The sequence below is a fragment of the Sphingopyxis sp. CR5 genome (genome assembly GCF_059693785.1).
The window spans coordinates 77,501-93,807 of record NZ_JCATIE010000001.1 but is presented as its reverse complement, the minus strand read 5'-3'; the positions used below and the strand labels follow the sequence as shown (position 1 = coordinate 93,807).

The window sequence follows — 16,307 nt, the reverse complement described above, 5'->3', positions numbered from 1 at the left end:
TCATTCCCCGCCGCGCCCGACAAGGGAACTGCACATGACCACCACCGGCCACGACACGCTTGGAACCCGCTCGACGCTCGACGTCGGCGGCAAGACCTATGCCTATTATTCGCTCGACAAGGCGGCGGCGAAGCTCGGCGACGTGTCGCGGCTGCCCTTCAGCATGAAGGTGCTGCTCGAAAATCTGCTGCGCTTCGAGGATGGCGGCTTCACGGTGTCGACCGATGACGTGCAGGCACTGATCGACTGGCAGTCGGACCCCAAATCGAGCCGCGAGATCCAGTATCGCCCGGCGCGCGTGCTGCTTCAGGATTTCACCGGCGTTCCCTGCGTCGTCGATCTGGCCGCGATGCGCGACGCGATCGCAAAGCTGGGCGGCAACACGTCGAAGATCAACCCGCTCGTCCCCGTCCACCTCGTCATCGACCACTCGGTCATGGTCGACGAATTCGGTACGCCCAAGGCGTTCGAAAAGAATGTCGAGATCGAATATTATCGCAACGGCGAACGCTATGACTTCCTGAAATGGGGGTCGAAGAGCCTCGACAATTTCAAGGCGGTGCCCCCGGGCACCGGCATCTGCCACCAGGTCAACCTCGAACATATCGCGCAGGCGGTGTGGTCGAGCGAGGATGCCGACGGCACCACCGTCGCCTATCCCGACACCTGCGTCGGTACCGACAGCCACACGACGATGATCAACGGTTTGGGCGTGCTCGGCTGGGGCGTGGGCGGGATCGAGGCCGAGGCCGCGATGCTCGGCCAGCCGGTGTCGATGCTGATCCCCGAGGTCGTCGGCTTCAAGCTGACGGGTCAGCTCAAGGAAGGCGTGACCGCGACCGACCTCGTGCTCACCGCGACGCAGATGCTGCGCGCCAAGGGCGTCGTCGGGCGCTTCGTCGAATATTACGGCCCCGGCCTCGACAGCCTCAGCCTCGCCGACCGCGCGACGCTCGCCAATATGGCGCCCGAATATGGCGCGACCTGCGGCTTTTTCGGCATCGACGACAAGACGCTCGACTACATGCGCCTGACCGGCCGCAGCGAGGACAATATCGCGCTCGTCGAGGCCTATGCGAAGGCGCAGGGGCTGTGGCGCCACGCCGGCATGCCCGACCCCGTCTTCACCGACACGCTCGAGCTCGACATGGCCAGCGTCGTCCCCAGCCTCGCCGGGCCGAAGCGCCCGCAGGACAAGGTCGTGCTGACCGAAGTCGACGACGTGTTCAACGCCGACCTCAAGAAACTCTACAACAAGGATGCGGCCAAGCGCGTGCCGGTCGCGGGCAAGGACCACGACATCGGCGACGGCGACGTCGTGATCGCCGCGATCACCAGCTGCACCAACACCTCGAACCCCGGCGTGATGATCGCCGCGGGGCTCGTCGCCAAAAAGGCGAACGAGCGCGGGCTGAAGCCCAAGCCGTGGGTCAAGACGTCGCTCGCGCCGGGGTCGCAGGTCGTGACCGACTATCTGGAAAAGGCGGGCCTTCAGGATCATCTCGACGCGATCGGCTACAACCTCGTCGGCTATGGCTGCACGACCTGCATCGGCAATTCGGGGCCGCTCGCCGAACCGATCTCGTCGGCGATCAACGGCAACGACATCGTCGCCGCGTCGGTCCTGTCGGGCAACCGCAACTTCGAAGGCCGCGTGTCGCCCGACGTGCGCGCGAATTTCCTCGCCTCGCCGCCGCTCGTCGTCGCCTATGCGCTCAAGGGCACGGTGACGCAGGATTTCACCTCGACCCCGATCGGACAGGACAAGGACGGCCAGGACGTGTTCCTCGCCGACATCTGGCCGACCAATCAGGAAGTGTCGGACGCGATCGCCGGCGCGGTCGACCGCGACATGTTTGAGGCGCGCTACGCCCATGTCTACAAGGGCGACGAGCATTGGCAAAAGATCGAGGTCGAAGGCAGCGACACCTATCAGTGGCGCGCGGGGAGCACCTATGTCGCCAACCCGCCCTATTTCGACGGCATGGAAATGACCCCGGCGCCGGTCGCCGATATCGTCGGCGCAAAGCCGCTCGCGATCCTCGGCGACAGCATCACCACCGACCACATCAGCCCCGCGGGCAGCATCAAGGCGGACAGCCCGGCCGGAAAATGGCTTATGGAACATCAGGTTAACAAGGCCGACTTCAACAGCTACGGCTCACGCCGCGGCCACCACGACGTCATGATGCGCGGCACCTTCGCCAACATCCGCATCCGCAACGAAATGGTCCCCGGCGTCGAAGGCGGCATGTCGCGCTACGGCGACGAAATCCTGCCGATCTACGACGTCGCGATGCGCTACAAGGTCGACGGCACCCCGCTCGTCGTCGTCGCGGGCAAGGAATATGGCACCGGCTCGTCGCGCGACTGGGCGGCAAAGGGCACGAACCTCCTCGGCGTCCGCGCGGTGATCGTCGAGAGCTTCGAGCGCATCCACCGCTCCAACCTCGTCGGCATGGGCGTGCTCCCGCTCCAGTTCCAGGACGGCGACACGCGCGAAACCCTGGGCCTGACCGGTGACGACAGCTTCACCATCACCGGCATCGCCGACCTCAAGCCGCGCCAGACGGTGACGGTCGAGGTCACGCGCCCCGACGGTTCGACCTTCAGCTTCGACACGCTCTGCCGGATCGATACCGCGAACGAGCTCGAATATTATATGAACGGCGGCATCCTGCACTATGTGCTGAGGAAACTCGCTGCGTGACCGAAAAGGCGGCGGAGCCGGCGACGGACCAGATCGCCGACGATGTCAAGGGAACGGTCGCCGACAAGGTGAGCGGGACCGCGAAACATTGGCGCTGGACGCTGCTTCGCCGCATCGTCAATTTCCGCGAGCGCTGGGCCGAAGAGGTCGCGCAGATCGACCAGGTCGCGGTGATAGAGAAAATCGGTCACGACGGCGACTGGTCGAACCGTTTCGCCTTCATGACCGCCATGTCGGCGGCAATTGCGATCCTCGGCCTGCTCCAGAACAGCGTCGCGGTAATCATCGGCGCGATGTTGCTCGCGCCCTTGATGGGTCCGATCATCGCACTCGGCTTTGCGATCGCAACCGGCGATTTCCGCTGGATGAAGGATTGCGTCCGGACGCTGATGGGCGGGGTGCTCGTCGCACTGCTCCTGTGCGTCCTGATCGTCAAGGCTTCGCCGCTCGAGGCGGTGACCAGCGAGATCGCGGCGCGCACGCGCCCCAACCTGTTCGACCTCGGCGTCGCCCTCTTCTCGGCGCTCGCGGGTGCCTATGCCGTCGTTCGCGGGCGTGAAGGGACGATCATCGGCGTCGCGATCGCCACCGCGCTGATGCCGCCGCTCGCGGTCGTCGCCTTCGGCCTGGCGACCGCGCAATGGAGCATTTTCGGCGGGGCGCTGATGCTCTTCTTCACCAACTTCATGACGATCGCGCTCGCGGCGGCGATCGTCGCGCGCGCCTATGGCTTTTCGGCTACCCTGTCGCCCGACCAGACGCGCTGGCAGACGTTCGTCATCGTCGCCTCTTTCCTGCTGCTCGCGGTGCCGCTCGGCTTTTCGCTGCGGCAAATCGCATGGGAAGCGACCGTGCAGACCCAGGCGCGTGCCGCGATCCGTGATGTCTTTCCCAGCCCGAGCCGGATCACCGACTTCGCCGTCGACGCGACGGGATCGCCGATCGTGGTGCAGGCATCGATCCTGACCCGCGCCGCACAGCAGGGCGCCGATACCAAGGTCGAGGCCGCGATCGAAAAGCGGCTGGGCCGCGACGCGAGCGTGACCCTCGACCAATATCTGATCGGCGCCTCGGTCGACCTCGCCGCGGCACGCAGCAATATGGAACAGATGCGCGACATCGCCGCCCGGACCGAGCGGGACAATGCCAATATCAGTCACGATCTCGCGCTGCTCGCCGGCGTTGGCGAAGGCGACGTCACGGTCGACAATGAAAAGAAGCGCGCGACGGTGCGCGCGGCGCAGCTGCCCGACGCCGGGCTCGCTGCCTATCGCGCCCTCGAACTCCGTCTGCAAAAGGCGCGCCCGGGCTGGACGATCGAACTGGTGCCGCCCGCGCTGCCCCTGCCCTCGGTCGACGTCGCCGACGACAAGATCGCCGAGGGATCGGCGGCGAACTACCAATTGCTGCGCTGGGCCGTAATGCGCGGCACCCTGCCGGTCGAACTCGATGGCCCCGGCGCCGCGATGCTGCACAAAACCCTGGCGAGCGACGGCGCGGGTGCGACGGTTGCCGACGATGCGAAGGATGGCGACGGAACGGCGACCGCCAAATGGCAATTGCCCGACTCCGCTCAATAGCGGATACCGCATTCTGGATAGCGGCGATCGACGGTGGTGGGCGCTGACGGGCTCGAACCGCCGACCCTCTCGGTGTAAACGAGATGCTCTACCAACTGAGCTAAGCGCCCCTCATCGGGATGCGCGCCCCTGCCACAGCTCGCCGCGCATGGCAAGCGGGGCCTATTCGTCCAGGGCCTCGAAATAGCGGCCCATCGATTCAAACGTCGGCTGGGTCAGCGCAATGAAAATTCGCCGTCCGTCGTTTGGATCGGATTCGCGAACGAACAGTCCCGCCTCGGTCATCGTCTTGATCCAGCGCAGCGCCGTTGTCGCCGGAACGGCGGCGGCAATGCACAGGCTCGACACCGATACGGGCTGGCGCTCGAGGCGGGCGGCATAAAGATCGAGCAGCATGTCCCACGACGGATCGGCGAACAGGTCGGCAGGAAAATATTGCTCGCGCATTCTTCGATGCCGCAAAATCCGCCGCACCGCCTTGGCCCGCTCCCGATCGGCCGCGCGTTCCTGTGGCTCGAAACTGCGCGGCATCGCCGCAAAGTCCCGTGACGCCGAACGAAGCTGTTCGGGAAAATCGGCGGCGCGATCGGCGCGCGCGCCATAATCGATAGGGGTCCCAGGCAATCCGCGCGGACCGGCCAGATCGCCCAGGAGGCGCGAAATGCGCGCCACCTCTTCCTGCAGGCGATCGATTCGCTCCATCGCTTCGTCACGCGCGACGTCGTTCACCTCCATCTGCCGGCCATGCCGCAGCGCCGCGACCGCGATTTCGCGATCGACCGGCTCGGGGTCGACCAGCCATTCGCTGCGCACCGACGACGGGATGATCGGGAGGATCCGGTCGAGGTCGGCAACGGTCGTTTCGCACATAAATCCGCAGTCGCGCTCGGCCATCGCGTCGCCAAGCTCGACCAGGACCGCCCGCTCCAATCGCTCTGCGTGGCGCAACCACAGGATTCCCGGTCGCGCCATGCCCCGCAGATGCTCCGCCGCGGCAAGGGGCGCAATCGGGCCGACGCGTCGTACGCCGACGAAATGCGAACGCTCGGGAGCCTCGCCCCCGACGATGACTAGCGGCAGGCCTGAAGGGGCGGCATCGTTACCCGCAGACATATCAGTTTCGGGCTCCACCCAGCCCGATGTCGACGGTCCGAACCCCTCGGCGTCCGCCCTTCCTGCGGCTTCGTATCGATAATAATTCATGGCGCTCCCCCATTTCCTCCATGCCGGTGCAGCTATCCCGTCATATCGGCGTGATTCACCTCATGTTCGTTCCTCTTTGCCGTCAGTTCGGATCAATGCCTCCTTTGCTGGCTATCCAGGCTGGCAGGCGGCAAGAAGTTCCTCCATTTTGGACATGATTTGTTCTCATCGTCAACCCCGCATTAGCTCTTCAAAGCGCGACAGGCTCTGACAAGCACGTGGCGGCCGGCCCTTGGCACTCGGTGCGACACGGGTGCGACAGAGTTCCGCACCGGACAGCGGCGATGCTTTGCGTCGCCGCCGTTTCGGGCTAGGGCGGGCGCCATGAACACCCTCTTTCCCGTCATGCTCGGCGGCGCGATCGGCGCCGGATGCCGTCATTTGCTCGGCCAGGTCTTGCTCGCGCGGCTCGGCCCCGGCTTTCCCTGGTGGACGCTCACCGCGAATATCGCCGGCAGCCTCGCGATGGGGGTGCTCGTCGGCTGGCTTGCGCGCAGCGGAGGCAGCGAAGCAACGCGGCTGTTCCTGGCGGTTGGTGTGCTCGGCGGCTTCACCACTTTTTCGTCGTTCAGCCTCGAATTCTGGATGCTGTTCGAGCGCGGCGCGATGGGGCAAGCCCTGGCCTATGTCCTGTCGTCGGTGATCGTCGGCATCCTTGCCTGCGGTCTCGGCATGCTCGCAATGCGGCAGCTGCCGGCATGAGCGGCGACACGCGCGATACGGCGGTCGTTGCCATGGACGATGACGGCATCCGGCTGGATCGCTGGTTCAAGCGGCACCGGCCCGGAACGCCGCACGCACTCATCGCCCGTTGGGCGCGCTCGGGCGAACTGACCCTCGACGGGAAAAAGGCCGACGTCTCGGACCGCATCGAGGCCGGCCAGCGCATCGCGATGCCCGTGCCCCCCGCTGCGCCGAGCGGCCCGCGCCCGCGCAAGGAAAAGCCCCTGTCGCCCGCCGACATGGCGCTTGCCGAGTCGATGGTGATCCACCGCGACGCAAGCGCGCTGGTGCTCGACAAGCCGCCGGGTCTCGCGACGCAGGGCGGCACCAAGACCGACAGCCATGTCGACGGCCTGCTCGGCGCGCTTCAGGACGACGCGCCGGTGCGCCCGAAGCTCGTCCACCGGCTCGACAAGGACACCTCGGGCGCGCTGCTCGTCGCGCGTACCCCGCGCGCCGCGGCCTGGTTCGCCAAGGCCTTTTCGAACCGCAGCGCCCGTAAAACCTATTGGGCGATCGTGGTCGGCGTGCCCGACATCGCGCAGGGCGAGATCGATCTGCCGCTCGCCAAGCAGCCGGGCTCGGGCGGCGAAAAGATGCACGTCGACGAAAAGGGCCTGCCCTCGAAATCGCGCTACCGGATCATCGAGCGCGCGGGGAACAAGGCGGCGTGGGTCGAGCTGCAACCGCTCACCGGACGCACGCACCAGCTGCGCGTGCATATGGCGGCGATCGGCCACCCGATCGTCGGCGACGGAAAATATGGCGGCAAGGACGCCTTCCTGACCGGAACGATCAGCCGGAAATTGCACCTGCACAGCCGCCGCCTGCGCATCGATCACCCCGACGGCGGCGCGCTCGACGTGTCGGCACCGCTGCCCGACCATTTCGCCGCAAGCCTCGATGCACTCGGCTTCGATCCGATCCTCGGCGACGTGCTGGCCGAAGACGAAGCGCGCCCTTCGCTAAAGTCGGCGCAGAAGGCAAAGGCCAAGGCCCACGCCAAGCAGGTGCGCAAGGCACGGCGCGGCGAACGGCGCGGGCGCGCCGACGCAAAGGCAAAGCCCCCCGGCAGACCCGCGGCGAAGCGCGGGCCTGCCAAGCCGGGCGCGCGCAAGCCGTCGAAGCCTGCGCCGCGAAAGCCGCGCTGATGCACCCCAATGCCGCGTTCCGGCCGCAGCAGGACGAACTGCCCGCGCTGCTGGTGCGCGAAATCGGCTTTGCCGCAATTTTCGCGGCGACGCCCGACGGCGCGCGCGTCGCGCATACGCCGGTGCTGCTGAGCGAGGACGGCGCGATGCTGCGCTTCCATCTCGCGCGCGGCAATGCGCTGACCCGGCACCTCGACGGCATGACGGCGCTTGCAGTCGTGCAGGGCCCCGATGCCTATGTCAGCGCGGGCTGGTACGCCGCCGCCGACCAGGTCCCGACCTGGAACTATGTCGCGGTCGAAATGGAAGGCATCGTGCGCAAGCTCGACGATGGGGCACTGGTCGATCTTCTCGATGCGCTGTCGACGCACCACGAGGCGCGCATCGGCGCGGCGCCGCCGTGGACGCGCGACAAGATGAACCCCGCGCTGTTCGGCCGGATGACCGGCGCCATCACCGGATTCGAAATGCGGATCGCTGCGTGGCGCCCGACGCTCAAGCTGTCGCAGAACAAGAGTGCCGACGAGCGGGAGCGCGTCGCGGTGGGTCTCGACGCCACCGGCCATGGCGCGCTCGCGCAGTTGATGCGTCATCTTGGCGGCGATAGGGAGAGGGCATGACCGACGCTGCCGACGCCCTCGCCAAGAAGCGTTTCTTCGCCCTGAACGCCATCCGCATCACCGGCGCGATCTTCGTGCTCGCCGGCTTCGTACTGATCCGCGGCGGCTGGGCGCTCGCGGGGCAGCCCGCCGACCGCTGGATCGGCACTCTGATCGTTCTGATCGGCCTGTTCGACTTTGCGGTCATGCCCAAGATCCTCGCGCGCCGCTGGCGGTCGCCCGGCGCGTGATGAAACGCTTCTGGAAAACGGCGGAAACCGTCGCGCAAAGCGGTGGCTGGGGCATCGCGCTCGACGGTCGCCCCGTGCGAACCCCGGCGCGCGCGCCTCTCCTCGTTCCAGCCGAGACGCTGGCGCGAGCGATGGCCGACGAATGGCGGGCGCAGGGCGACACCATCGACCCCGCGGCCATGCCGCTCACCGGCGTCGCCAACGCCGCGATCGACCTTGCGACCCCCGATCCGGCGGCGTTCGCCGCGCCGATCGCGGCCTATGCCGCCAGCGACCTTCTTTGCTATCGCGACGATCGGGACAGCGCGTTGCAGGCCGAACAGGCGGCAATGTGGAACCCGCTGCTCGCCTGGGCCGAGGGACGTCACGGCATCGAGTTCGCGCTCACGCAGGGGGTGCTCCCGGTCGACCAGCCGGACGCGACGATCGCGACGCTGAAAGGCGCGGTGCTGGCGCTCGACCCGTTCCGCCTCGCCGCGCTGGCGCCGCTGGTGACGATCGGCGGCTCGCTCGTCGCCGGGCTGGCGCTGAGCGAAGGCGCATATGATGCCGACACCCTATGGCAGGCGGTCAGTCTCGACGAGCTGTATCAGGAGCGCCGCTGGGGCGCCGACGGCGAAGCCCAGGCCATGCGCGCACGCCGCGAGGCCGACTGGCACAATGCGGCGCGGTTTTTGGAATTGCTCTAAACGGTCAATCGGCAAAGTCCGGCTTGCGCTTCTGCATATGCGCCATCACCGCCTCCATCTGGTTGGGGGTGCGGATGACCTTCACCTGCTCGTCGCTTTCGGCCTGCAACATTTCGGCATCGCTCGCGTCGGCCAGCATGTTGCAGAGCCGCTTGGCGCCGCGGACCGCGTGCGGATTCTTGTCGGCGATCACCGCGGCAAGCTCCATCGCCTTCGCCAGCGGGTCGTCGGCGACATGCGTCGCAAAGCCCAATATCTTTGCCTCCGACCCGGTGAATTCGCGATTGGTATAGATCATCTCGCGCAGCACATCGTCGGCGACCTGCGTCCGCCACAGCGCCATGCCCGCAACGTCGGGGACGAGGCCCCAGCGCATTTCCATGATCGCGATGCGCGTATCGGGGTGGACGATGCGGATGTCGGCGGCGGCCATGATCTGGCTGCCCGCGCCGAATGCGACGCCGTGCACTGCGGCGATCACCGGCACCGGCAGCTCGCGCCAGCCCCACGCAGCATATTGGGCGTTGTTGGCGATTCCCCGGGTCCGGTCGGACAGGCCTCCGCCGGCGCTGCTCGCGCCCGGCTCGCGCTCGGAGCCTAGGCTCGAAAGGTCGAGTCCCGCGCAAAAGGCGCGCCCTTCGCCCGACAGCACCACGACGCGCAGGCCCTGGGCCCGCTTCAGCTCGTCGACCGCCTGCGCCAGCGCCTCCCACATCGCGGCGTCGAGCGCGTTCATCTTGTCGGCGCGGATCAGCCGGACGTCGGCGATTCCGCCCTCCAGCATGGTAATCGAAATGCGGTCCTTCATCGGGGAGTCCTTTTCAGTGCGGCCTCGACGAGCGGGAGCTGATCGTTGCCGAAATACATGTCGTCGCGATCGACGAAGATCGTCGGCGATCCATAGCCGCCGCGCGCGACGACTTCCTCGGTGTTCGCGCGGAGCCGCGCCTTCACCGCATCGCTCACCGCCGCCCCGGCGATCGCACCGCCGTCGAGGCCTTCGCCATCCGCCACCGCGATCAACACCGCGGGATCATCGAGGTTGTCCTCTGCGCCGAAATAGCTGGCAAAGGCGGCACGGGCAAAGCGGACGAGGGCGGGCTGGTCGTCCTCGAGCGCCGTGCAGAAGCGCATCGCCGCGACGCTCTTCGCGGGATGCCAACGCGACGGGAAATTCATGGGCACGCCCGCAAGCTCCGCCCAGTCTTTCAGCACCTTCCAGCTATGCGCGAGCTTGCGGTTGTCGGTCTGCTCGCGCGCCGCATAGACGGCGGGATTGACCGCATTGAACACGCCGCCGACGAGGATCGGCCGATAGCGCGCACGCGCACCCGTCCGCTCGAGCACGGCGGGCAGGTTGTGGAAGGCAAGGCAGGTCCAGGGACTCGATAAATCGAAGAAGAATTCGACGCGGTCGGTCATCACGCCTTTTCCTTCGCCTTCTCCCAATATTGGTCGCGCAGCAGCCTTTTGTAGAGCTTGCCCGTGTCGTGGCGCGGCAGCGCGTCCATAAAGTCGATGCGGCGCGGCACTTTCACGCCCGACAGCTTTTCGCGCGCGAAAGCGGTGATTTCGTCGCGGAAGGCATCGGTGGCATCGGCCATGTCGGCAGGCTGGATCACCGCAATGACTTCCTCGCCCATTTCCTCGTGCGGGCCGCCGACCACCGCGACGTCGGCGACCTTGGGGTGGGTGACGAGGTGGTTTTCGATTTCCTGCGGATAGATGTTCACGCCGCCCGAGATGATCATGAAGCTCTTGCGGTCGGTAAGGTAGAGGAAGCCATCTTCATCAACTTTGCCCACATCGCCCAGGGTCGACCAGCCCCGGCTATTGCGGCTCGATGCCGTCTTTTCCGGATCGTCATGATATTCAAAGACATTTTCGCTTTCGAAGAACACCGCCCCCTCTTCGCCAACGCCAAGCTCGGTCTCGTTGTCGGGGCCCATGATGTGCACCGTGCCGTGGATCGCGCGGCCGACCGTGCCCTTGTGCGCGAGCCAGTCCTCGCTCGTCGCGAAGGTCATGCCATTGCCTTCGGAACCCGCATAATATTCTAGCAGCACCGGTCCCCACCAGTCGATCATCGCCTGCTTGACCGGGATCGGGCACGGCGCCGCGGCGTGGATCGCGCCCTTCATCGACGATACGTCATATTTCGCGCGCACCGCCTCCGGCAGCTTGAGCATCCGCACGAAATGGGTCGGCACGAACTGCGCCGCGTTGCAGCGATAGGTTTCGATCGCCGCCAGCGCCCCCTCGGGATCGAATTTTTTCATCAGCACGACGGTGCCGCCGAGGCGATGGATCGTCATCGACCAGCGCAAGGGCGCGGCGTGGTAGAGCGGCGCCGGCGAGAGATACACGCTGTCCGGCCCGATACCGAAAGCGGCGGCGGCGAGCATGACGAGGCTGTTCGGCGCGTCGATCGCCGTCTCTTCGGGCAGCGGCACGCGCACCCCCTTGGGCCGCCCCGTGGTCCCCGACGAGTAGAGCATATCGACCCCCGCGCGTTCGTCGCCGATGGGGTCCGCGGGCATCCGGGCAAGCTCGTCCTCGATTCGCGGCCAGCCCCCGATGTCCCCGCCCATCGAAAAGCGCTCGATCCGCGTCTCGAGCCGCTCGGCGGCGGGTGCCAGGCTGGCCGAGACGACGAGCATCTTCGCTCCCGAATTTTCGAGAATATAGTCGGTTTCGTCCTGCGTCAGCCGCGACGAAATACAGACGTAGCGCAGCCCCGCGCGCTGCGCACCCCACGTCAGGCCGTAATAATGCGGCGTGTTTTCAAGCATGAAGGCGACGACATCGTCATGCTGCAAGCCATGCGCGCGAAACATCTGCGCCGCGCGATTCGAGGCGGCGTCCATCGCGCCATAGCTGATCGCCTCCCCGGTTTCGGCGACGATGACCGCGGGTTTGTCGGGATTGGCGCGCGCGTGGACTGAGGGGTGCATGACATCATCTCCGAAAGGCTGATTGGTTTGTTTATGCCGGAAATCAGTAGCGACTTGAAACTTTCGGTCAAGCGAGCTTGCCGTGGCGCGTGCGGAGCGCATAGCCCCGCCCCTTCACCGTATGGAGCATCGGGCGCGCGAACCCGCGGTCGACCTTCGCCCGCAATCGCGACATATGCACCTCGACGCGGTTGGTTCCGGGATCGAAGTCGATCCGCCACACCGCCCGGAGCAGCGTCTCGCGCGAAACGATGCGATCGGGCACGCGCGCGAGATTGGCGAGCAGGTCGAACTCGCGCAGCGGCATCGCGATCGGCCGCCCGGCGCGCTCGACCCGCCGGTCGACCAGGTCGATCCGCAGCTCGTCGCAATCGAGCCGCCCCTGCGCCAGGCGCGTGCGGCGCACGAGCCCGGCGATGCGCGCGACGACTTCGGCCGGGTCCTGTCCCCACCCCACCGCATCGTCGGCCCCGGCTTCGAGCGCGAGCATGCGGTCGGTGAAGGCATCGCGGTCCGACAGGACGATCAGCGGCCGCCGCGCCGCAAGCCCGCGGGCGAGGAGGACAAGCTCGCGCGGGGCGGCACCGCCCGCGTCGCCGAACGGGTCGATCGCGAGCAGGTCGAAGCCGCACGCGTGCCAGCGCGGCAGCGCCTCGGCCGGCGGCGGCAGCAGCACGACCCCAAAGCCCGCGGCCGACACCGCCGCCGCCAGTTTCCAGCCGCGCGCCTGACTCTGGTGGTGGATCGCGACGAGCGGCGGCGCGGTTGCGGCGTGGCCGTCGCTTTCCTCCATCGCCGCGCTCCCCGGACTTGCCGCCTCGATCCGGTCCCGCTGCCCCCCTTGCATTGCACGCTAGCACCGCTGTGCTAACGAAATGCCCATGACCAGTTCCGACCTGCTCGCCGGCGACTTCGCCACCTTGTCCGATTTGGTGCATGCCCACGCCGGCGAACGCCCCGATGCCGTAGCGGCGGCGGATCCGGTCCGGCGGCTGACTTGGTCCGAACTGGACGCGATGGTCGACCGAATCGCCGCGCGGCTGCAGGCCGGGGGATTCGCGAAAGGCGACCGCACCGCGATCGCGGGACTCAACAGCGTCGAACAGATGGCGGCGATTTTGGGGACGCTGCGCGCCGGCGGGGTCGCCGGGCTGATCACCAACAGCGCGACCGGCGAACAGATGGCGGCGATGATCGCCGACACCGGTGCGCGCCACCTGTTCCTCGACAGCGCCGCGTCGGCGAGCCTCGACGGCCAGACGGTCACGGCCAGCGAGCGCATCGCGATGGACGGCAGCGGCGTCGGGGTCGCGCTGGGCGAATGGATGGCGCCGGCCGGTGCAAAGCCCGAACCGGTGGCGGTACTGCCCGAGGACGGTTTCAACATCATCTATTCGTCGGGAACCACCGGCACCCCCAAGGGGATCGTCCACAGCCATGCCATGCGCTGGCAGCACATCCAGCGCGGCGCCCCCGCCTATGGTCCGGGGGCGGTCACCATCCTGTCGACCCCGCTCTATTCGAACACGACGATGGCGAGCTTCATGCCCACGGTCGGGTCGGGCGGCCAGGTCGTGCTGATGAAGAAGTTCGACGCGCGCGGCTTTCTGGAACTGGCCGAGCGCGAACGCGCGACCAACACCATGCTGGTGCCGGTGCAGTACCGGCGGATCATGGCGCTCGAGGATTTCGATCGGTTCGACCTGTCGAGCTTCGTGATGAAATATTGCACCTCGGCGCCCTTCCCCGCGGCGCTGAAGGCCGATGTGCTGAAGCGCTGGCCGGGCGGGCTCGTCGAAATATACGGGATGACGGAGGGCGGCGCCGCCTTCATCCTGGAGGCGCATCAATTCCCCGACAAGCTGCACACCGTCGGCAAGCCCGCGCCGGGCCATATCGCCAAGGTGATCGACGAGGCGGGCAACGAATTGCCGCAGGGTGAGGTCGGCGAGGTTGTCGGCCGCTCGCCCGCGATGATGACCGGATATAACAACCGTCCCGATGCGACGAAGGCGATGCACTGGCACGATGCAGAGGGACATCTCTTCTATCGCCACGGCGACATCGGGCGGATCGACGAGGACGGCTTCCTGACCCTGATGGACCGTGCGAAGGACATGATCATTTCAGGCGGATTCAATATCTTTCCGAGCGACCTGGAAGCGATATTGATAGCCGACGAGCGGGTTGTCGAAGCCGCGGTTGTCGGCATGCCGAGCGAGGAATGGGGCGAGACCCCGGTCGCCTTCGTCGTGCTGAAAGACGGTGCGGACGCCGAGAGCGTGCGCGCCGACTGCAACGCCAAGGTGGGCAAGACGCAGCGACTGAGCGCGATCCGCGTCGTCGACGAACTGCCGCGCAGCCCGATCGGCAAGGTGCTGAAACGCGAACTCAGGGATGCCCACGCCGGCTAGCGACCGATTGCTGACGGGAATGGGGACGCCCGCTTCTCTTCCCATGCTCGACATCTGCAACCGCCCCGGACCCGATGACCGCTTGCGACCGGTTGTGGTCATCGAAACCCTCCCCGCTTGCGGGGAGGGGGACCGCCGCCGAAGGCGGTGGTGGAGGGGGTTGTCGGCCTGACGCGCCGCGGAAGGACGCCAGCCCCCTCCGTCAGCGCTTCGCGCTGCCACCTCCCGCAAGCGGGGAGGATCGGCCGCTCCCCACTCCATTTCAAACGTTCAGCCGAACAAAAAGCCAGACACAGAACAAACAAAAAGCCCGCTATCCCATAGGGAAAGCGGGCTTTTTGTTGGTTGCGGGAGTAGGATTTGAACCTACGACCTTCAGGTTATGAGCCTGACGAGCTACCGGGCTGCTCCATCCCGCGCCAATTGGGCAGGTGGCATGCGCCACCGACATGTGAATGGGTTTCTTCGACCATACGCCGGCTGCAATGCCTGGCGACGTCCTACTCTTCCGGGGCTTAAGCCACAGTACCATCGGCGCTGTCAGGTTTCACGGCCGAGTTCGAGATGGGATCGGGTGGGTCACTGACGCCATGGTCACCAAGCAATGAAGCCGGCGTAGGTCAAAAAGGGTTCAATCGATGCCCGTGCAATATGGCTGTTTATATCATCCACATCGCGGACAACCTCTTCAGGATTGTCGTTGATGGTGGGACTCTTCAAGCGCGAATAGAGCAATTAGTATCGGTTAGCTCCATGCGTTACCGCACTTCTACATCCGATCTATCAACGTGGTGGTCTTCCACGGCTCTGTGAAATCTTATCTTGAGGGAGGCTTCCCGCTTAGATGCTTTCAGCGGTTATCCCGTCCATACATAGCTACCCTGCTGCGCGGCTGGCGCCACGACAGGTACACCAGAGGTATGTTCAACCCGGTCCTCTCGTACTAGGGTCAACTCCTCTCAAATTTCGACGCCCACGGCAGATAGGGACCAAACTGTCTCACGACGTTCTGAACCCAGCTCACGTACCACTTTAATTGGCGAACAGCCAAACCCTTGGGACCTGCTCCAGCCCCAGGATGTGATGAGCCGACATCGAGGTGCCAAACGATTCCGTCGATATGAGCTCTTGGGAATCATCAGCCTGTTATCCCCGGCGTACCTTTTATCCGTTGAGCGATGGCCCTTCCACTCGGGACCACCGGATCACTATGACCGACTTTCGTCTCTGCTCGACTCGTCAGTCTCGCAGTCAGGCAGGCTTATGCCATTGCACTCTCGCAGACGGTTTCCAACCGTCCTGAGCCTACCATCGCGCGCCTCCGTTACTCTTTAGGAGGCGACCGCCCCAGTCAAACTACCCGCCACAGAGGGTCCCTGATCCAGTTTCATGGATCGAGGTTAGACATCAGAAAACAACAGGGTGGTATTTCACCTATGGCTCCACACCGGCTGGCGCCAATGCTTCAAAGCCTCCCACCTATGCTACACAGTTCTTTCCTAATGCCACTCTGAAGCTGCAGTAAAGGTGCACGGGGTCTTTCCGTCTAACCGCGGGTACTCCGCATCTTCACGGAGAATTCAATTTCGCTGAGCATCTCCTGGAGACAGTGGGGAAGTCGTTACGCCATTCGTGCAGGTCGGAACTTACCCGACAAGGAATTTCGCTACCTTAGGACCGTTATAGTTACGGCCGCCGTTTACCTGGGCTTCGTTTCGGAGCTTGCACCCCTCCACTTAACCTTCAGGCACCGGGCAGGCGTCAGACCCTATACGTCGTCTTGAAGCCGACTTAGCAGAGTCCTGTGTTTTTGCTAAACAGTCGCTACCCCCTGGCCTGTGCCCCCTGCAACTGGTTGCCCAGATGCAGGGCCTCCTTCTTCCGAAGGTACGGAGGCAATTTGCCGAGTTCCTTCAGGAGACTTCTCTCAAGCGCCTTGGTATACTCTACCATCCCACCTGTGTCGGTTTAGGGTACGGTCTATACGGTGGGGCTATTTCCTGGATCTGCTTCGAAGCCTGACCAATCCAATA

The 16,307-nt window shown here is 65.6% G+C and carries 14 protein-coding genes, 2 tRNA genes and 2 rRNA genes (1 of these 18 cut by a window edge); 8 read left to right on the top strand and 10 right to left on the bottom strand.

Going from position 1 to position 16,307, the window contains the following annotated elements:
* The first annotated feature begins 34 nt into the window (after window positions 1-34).
* Both acnA and AC58D2_RS00430 read left to right on the top strand, forming a co-directional pair.
* The gene (gene acnA / locus AC58D2_RS00435) at window positions 35-2,710 is read left to right on the top strand and encodes an aconitate hydratase AcnA (RefSeq protein ID WP_497386236.1); all 2,676 of its coding nucleotides are present in this window, start codon (window positions 35-37) and stop codon (window positions 2,708-2,710) included.
* Entirely contained in the window at window positions 2,707-4,290 is a 1,584-nt protein-coding gene (locus tag AC58D2_RS00430; RefSeq protein ID WP_497386234.1) for a DUF389 domain-containing protein, read from the top strand. Before acnA ends, AC58D2_RS00430 begins: the two co-directional genes overlap by 4 nt.
* A gap of 34 nt (window positions 4,291-4,324) precedes the next feature.
* Here the strand turns inward: AC58D2_RS00430 and AC58D2_RS00425 are convergent.
* Window positions 4,325-4,400: transfer RNA gene (locus AC58D2_RS00425), tRNA-Val, on the bottom strand.
* A gap of 52 nt (window positions 4,401-4,452) precedes the next feature.
* The gene (locus AC58D2_RS00420; RefSeq protein WP_497386232.1) at window positions 4,453-5,493 is read right to left on the bottom strand and encodes a winged helix DNA-binding protein; all 1,041 of its coding nucleotides are present in this window, start codon (window positions 5,491-5,493) and stop codon (window positions 4,453-4,455) included.
* A 324-nt stretch (window positions 5,494-5,817) separates the two neighbouring features.
* Here AC58D2_RS00420 and crcB point away from each other — a divergent pair, with 324 nt between their 5' ends.
* The 5 genes from crcB to AC58D2_RS00395 are packed head-to-tail and all read left to right on the top strand — an operon-like array spanning window position 5,818 to window position 8,906.
* Window positions 5,818-6,195 (top strand): fluoride efflux transporter CrcB, encoded by a 378-nt coding sequence (crcB, locus tag AC58D2_RS00415; protein ID WP_497386230.1) that lies wholly within the window; start codon window positions 5,818-5,820, stop codon window positions 6,193-6,195.
* Window positions 6,192-7,367 (top strand): RluA family pseudouridine synthase, encoded by a 1,176-nt coding sequence (locus tag AC58D2_RS00410; RefSeq protein ID WP_497386228.1) that lies wholly within the window; start codon window positions 6,192-6,194, stop codon window positions 7,365-7,367. Before crcB ends, AC58D2_RS00410 begins: the two co-directional genes overlap by 4 nt.
* Window positions 7,367-7,987: an FMN-binding negative transcriptional regulator gene (locus tag AC58D2_RS00405; RefSeq protein ID WP_497386226.1), complete on the top strand. Its 621-nt coding sequence runs from the start codon at window positions 7,367-7,369 to the stop codon at window positions 7,985-7,987. Before AC58D2_RS00410 ends, AC58D2_RS00405 begins: the two co-directional genes overlap by 1 nt.
* Window positions 7,984-8,217, top strand: a complete 234-nt coding sequence (locus tag AC58D2_RS00400; RefSeq protein ID WP_497386224.1) for a hypothetical protein — start codon at window positions 7,984-7,986, stop codon at window positions 8,215-8,217. Before AC58D2_RS00405 ends, AC58D2_RS00400 begins: the two co-directional genes overlap by 4 nt.
* Window positions 8,217-8,906 carry an ATP12 family chaperone protein gene (locus AC58D2_RS00395; RefSeq protein WP_497387141.1) on the top strand — a complete coding sequence of 230 codons (690 nt, stop codon included), beginning with the start codon at window positions 8,217-8,219 and terminating at the stop codon, window positions 8,904-8,906. Before AC58D2_RS00400 ends, AC58D2_RS00395 begins: the two co-directional genes overlap by 1 nt.
* A 4-nt stretch (window positions 8,907-8,910) precedes the next feature.
* Here AC58D2_RS00395 and AC58D2_RS00390 read toward each other — a convergent pair whose 3' ends face one another.
* The 4 genes from AC58D2_RS00390 to AC58D2_RS00375 form a co-directional block, all read right to left on the bottom strand.
* Complete coding sequence (locus AC58D2_RS00390; protein ID WP_497386222.1) at window positions 8,911-9,714, bottom strand: crotonase/enoyl-CoA hydratase family protein; 804 nt, start codon at window positions 9,712-9,714, stop codon at window positions 8,911-8,913.
* The gene (locus AC58D2_RS00385; protein WP_497386220.1) at window positions 9,711-10,328 is read right to left on the bottom strand and encodes a 2-hydroxychromene-2-carboxylate isomerase; all 618 of its coding nucleotides are present in this window, start codon (window positions 10,326-10,328) and stop codon (window positions 9,711-9,713) included. The genes AC58D2_RS00390 and AC58D2_RS00385 overlap by 4 nt, the downstream gene beginning before the upstream one ends.
* A complete protein-coding gene (locus tag AC58D2_RS00380) occupies window positions 10,328-11,860 on the bottom strand; it encodes an acyl-CoA synthetase (RefSeq protein WP_497386218.1) in 1,533 nt (510 codons plus the stop codon). Before AC58D2_RS00380 ends, AC58D2_RS00385 begins: the two co-directional genes overlap by 1 nt.
* A gap of 67 nt (window positions 11,861-11,927) precedes the next feature.
* Entirely contained in the window at window positions 11,928-12,707 is a 780-nt protein-coding gene (locus AC58D2_RS00375; protein WP_497386216.1) for a response regulator transcription factor, read from the bottom strand.
* 34 nt (window positions 12,708-12,741) lie between these two features.
* Between AC58D2_RS00375 and AC58D2_RS00370 the strand changes: the two genes are divergently transcribed.
* Window positions 12,742-14,274: a class I adenylate-forming enzyme family protein gene (locus AC58D2_RS00370; RefSeq protein ID WP_497386214.1), complete on the top strand. Its 1,533-nt coding sequence runs from the start codon at window positions 12,742-12,744 to the stop codon at window positions 14,272-14,274.
* Between the two features lie 342 nt (window positions 14,275-14,616).
* On the opposite strand, the gene AC58D2_RS00365 is transcribed toward AC58D2_RS00370, so the two are convergent.
* From AC58D2_RS00365 to AC58D2_RS00350, 4 genes are all read right to left on the bottom strand, one after another.
* Window positions 14,617-14,693: transfer RNA gene (locus tag AC58D2_RS00365), tRNA-Met, on the bottom strand.
* A 68-nt stretch (window positions 14,694-14,761) separates the two neighbouring features.
* Window positions 14,762-14,876 (bottom strand): 5S ribosomal RNA (gene rrf, locus AC58D2_RS00360).
* Window positions 14,869-14,994, bottom strand: a complete 126-nt coding sequence (locus AC58D2_RS00355; protein ID WP_497386212.1) for a hypothetical protein — start codon at window positions 14,992-14,994, stop codon at window positions 14,869-14,871. The genes rrf and AC58D2_RS00355 overlap by 8 nt, the downstream gene beginning before the upstream one ends.
* Window positions 14,990-16,307 (bottom strand): 23S ribosomal RNA (locus AC58D2_RS00350) (it continues 1,474 nt past the right edge of the window). The genes AC58D2_RS00355 and AC58D2_RS00350 overlap by 5 nt, the downstream gene beginning before the upstream one ends.

Coding starts and splice junctions, on each gene's coding strand:
- crcB (WP_497386230.1), top strand. CDS start 5,818: ATGAACACCCTCTTTCCCGTCATGCTCGGCGGCGCGATCGGCGCCGGA.
- AC58D2_RS00395 (WP_497387141.1), top strand. CDS start 8,217: ATGAAACGCTTCTGGAAAACGGCGGAAACCGTCGCGCAAAGCGGTGGC.
- AC58D2_RS00390 (WP_497386222.1), bottom strand. CDS start 9,714: ATGAAGGACCGCATTTCGATTACCATGCTGGAGGGCGGAATCGCCGAC.
- AC58D2_RS00370 (WP_497386214.1), top strand. CDS start 12,742: ATGACCAGTTCCGACCTGCTCGCCGGCGACTTCGCCACCTTGTCCGAT.
- AC58D2_RS00375 (WP_497386216.1), bottom strand. CDS start 12,707: ATGCAAGGGGGGCAGCGGGACCGGATCGAGGCGGCAAGTCCGGGGAGC.
- AC58D2_RS00405 (WP_497386226.1), top strand. CDS start 7,367: ATGCACCCCAATGCCGCGTTCCGGCCGCAGCAGGACGAACTGCCCGCG.
- AC58D2_RS00385 (WP_497386220.1), bottom strand. CDS start 10,328: ATGACCGACCGCGTCGAATTCTTCTTCGATTTATCGAGTCCCTGGACC.
- AC58D2_RS00410 (WP_497386228.1), top strand. CDS start 6,192: ATGAGCGGCGACACGCGCGATACGGCGGTCGTTGCCATGGACGATGAC.
- acnA (WP_497386236.1), top strand. CDS start 35: ATGACCACCACCGGCCACGACACGCTTGGAACCCGCTCGACGCTCGAC.
- AC58D2_RS00420 (WP_497386232.1), bottom strand. CDS start 5,493: ATGAATTATTATCGATACGAAGCCGCAGGAAGGGCGGACGCCGAGGGG.
- AC58D2_RS00380 (WP_497386218.1), bottom strand. CDS start 11,860: ATGCACCCCTCAGTCCACGCGCGCGCCAATCCCGACAAACCCGCGGTC.
- AC58D2_RS00400 (WP_497386224.1), top strand. CDS start 7,984: ATGACCGACGCTGCCGACGCCCTCGCCAAGAAGCGTTTCTTCGCCCTG.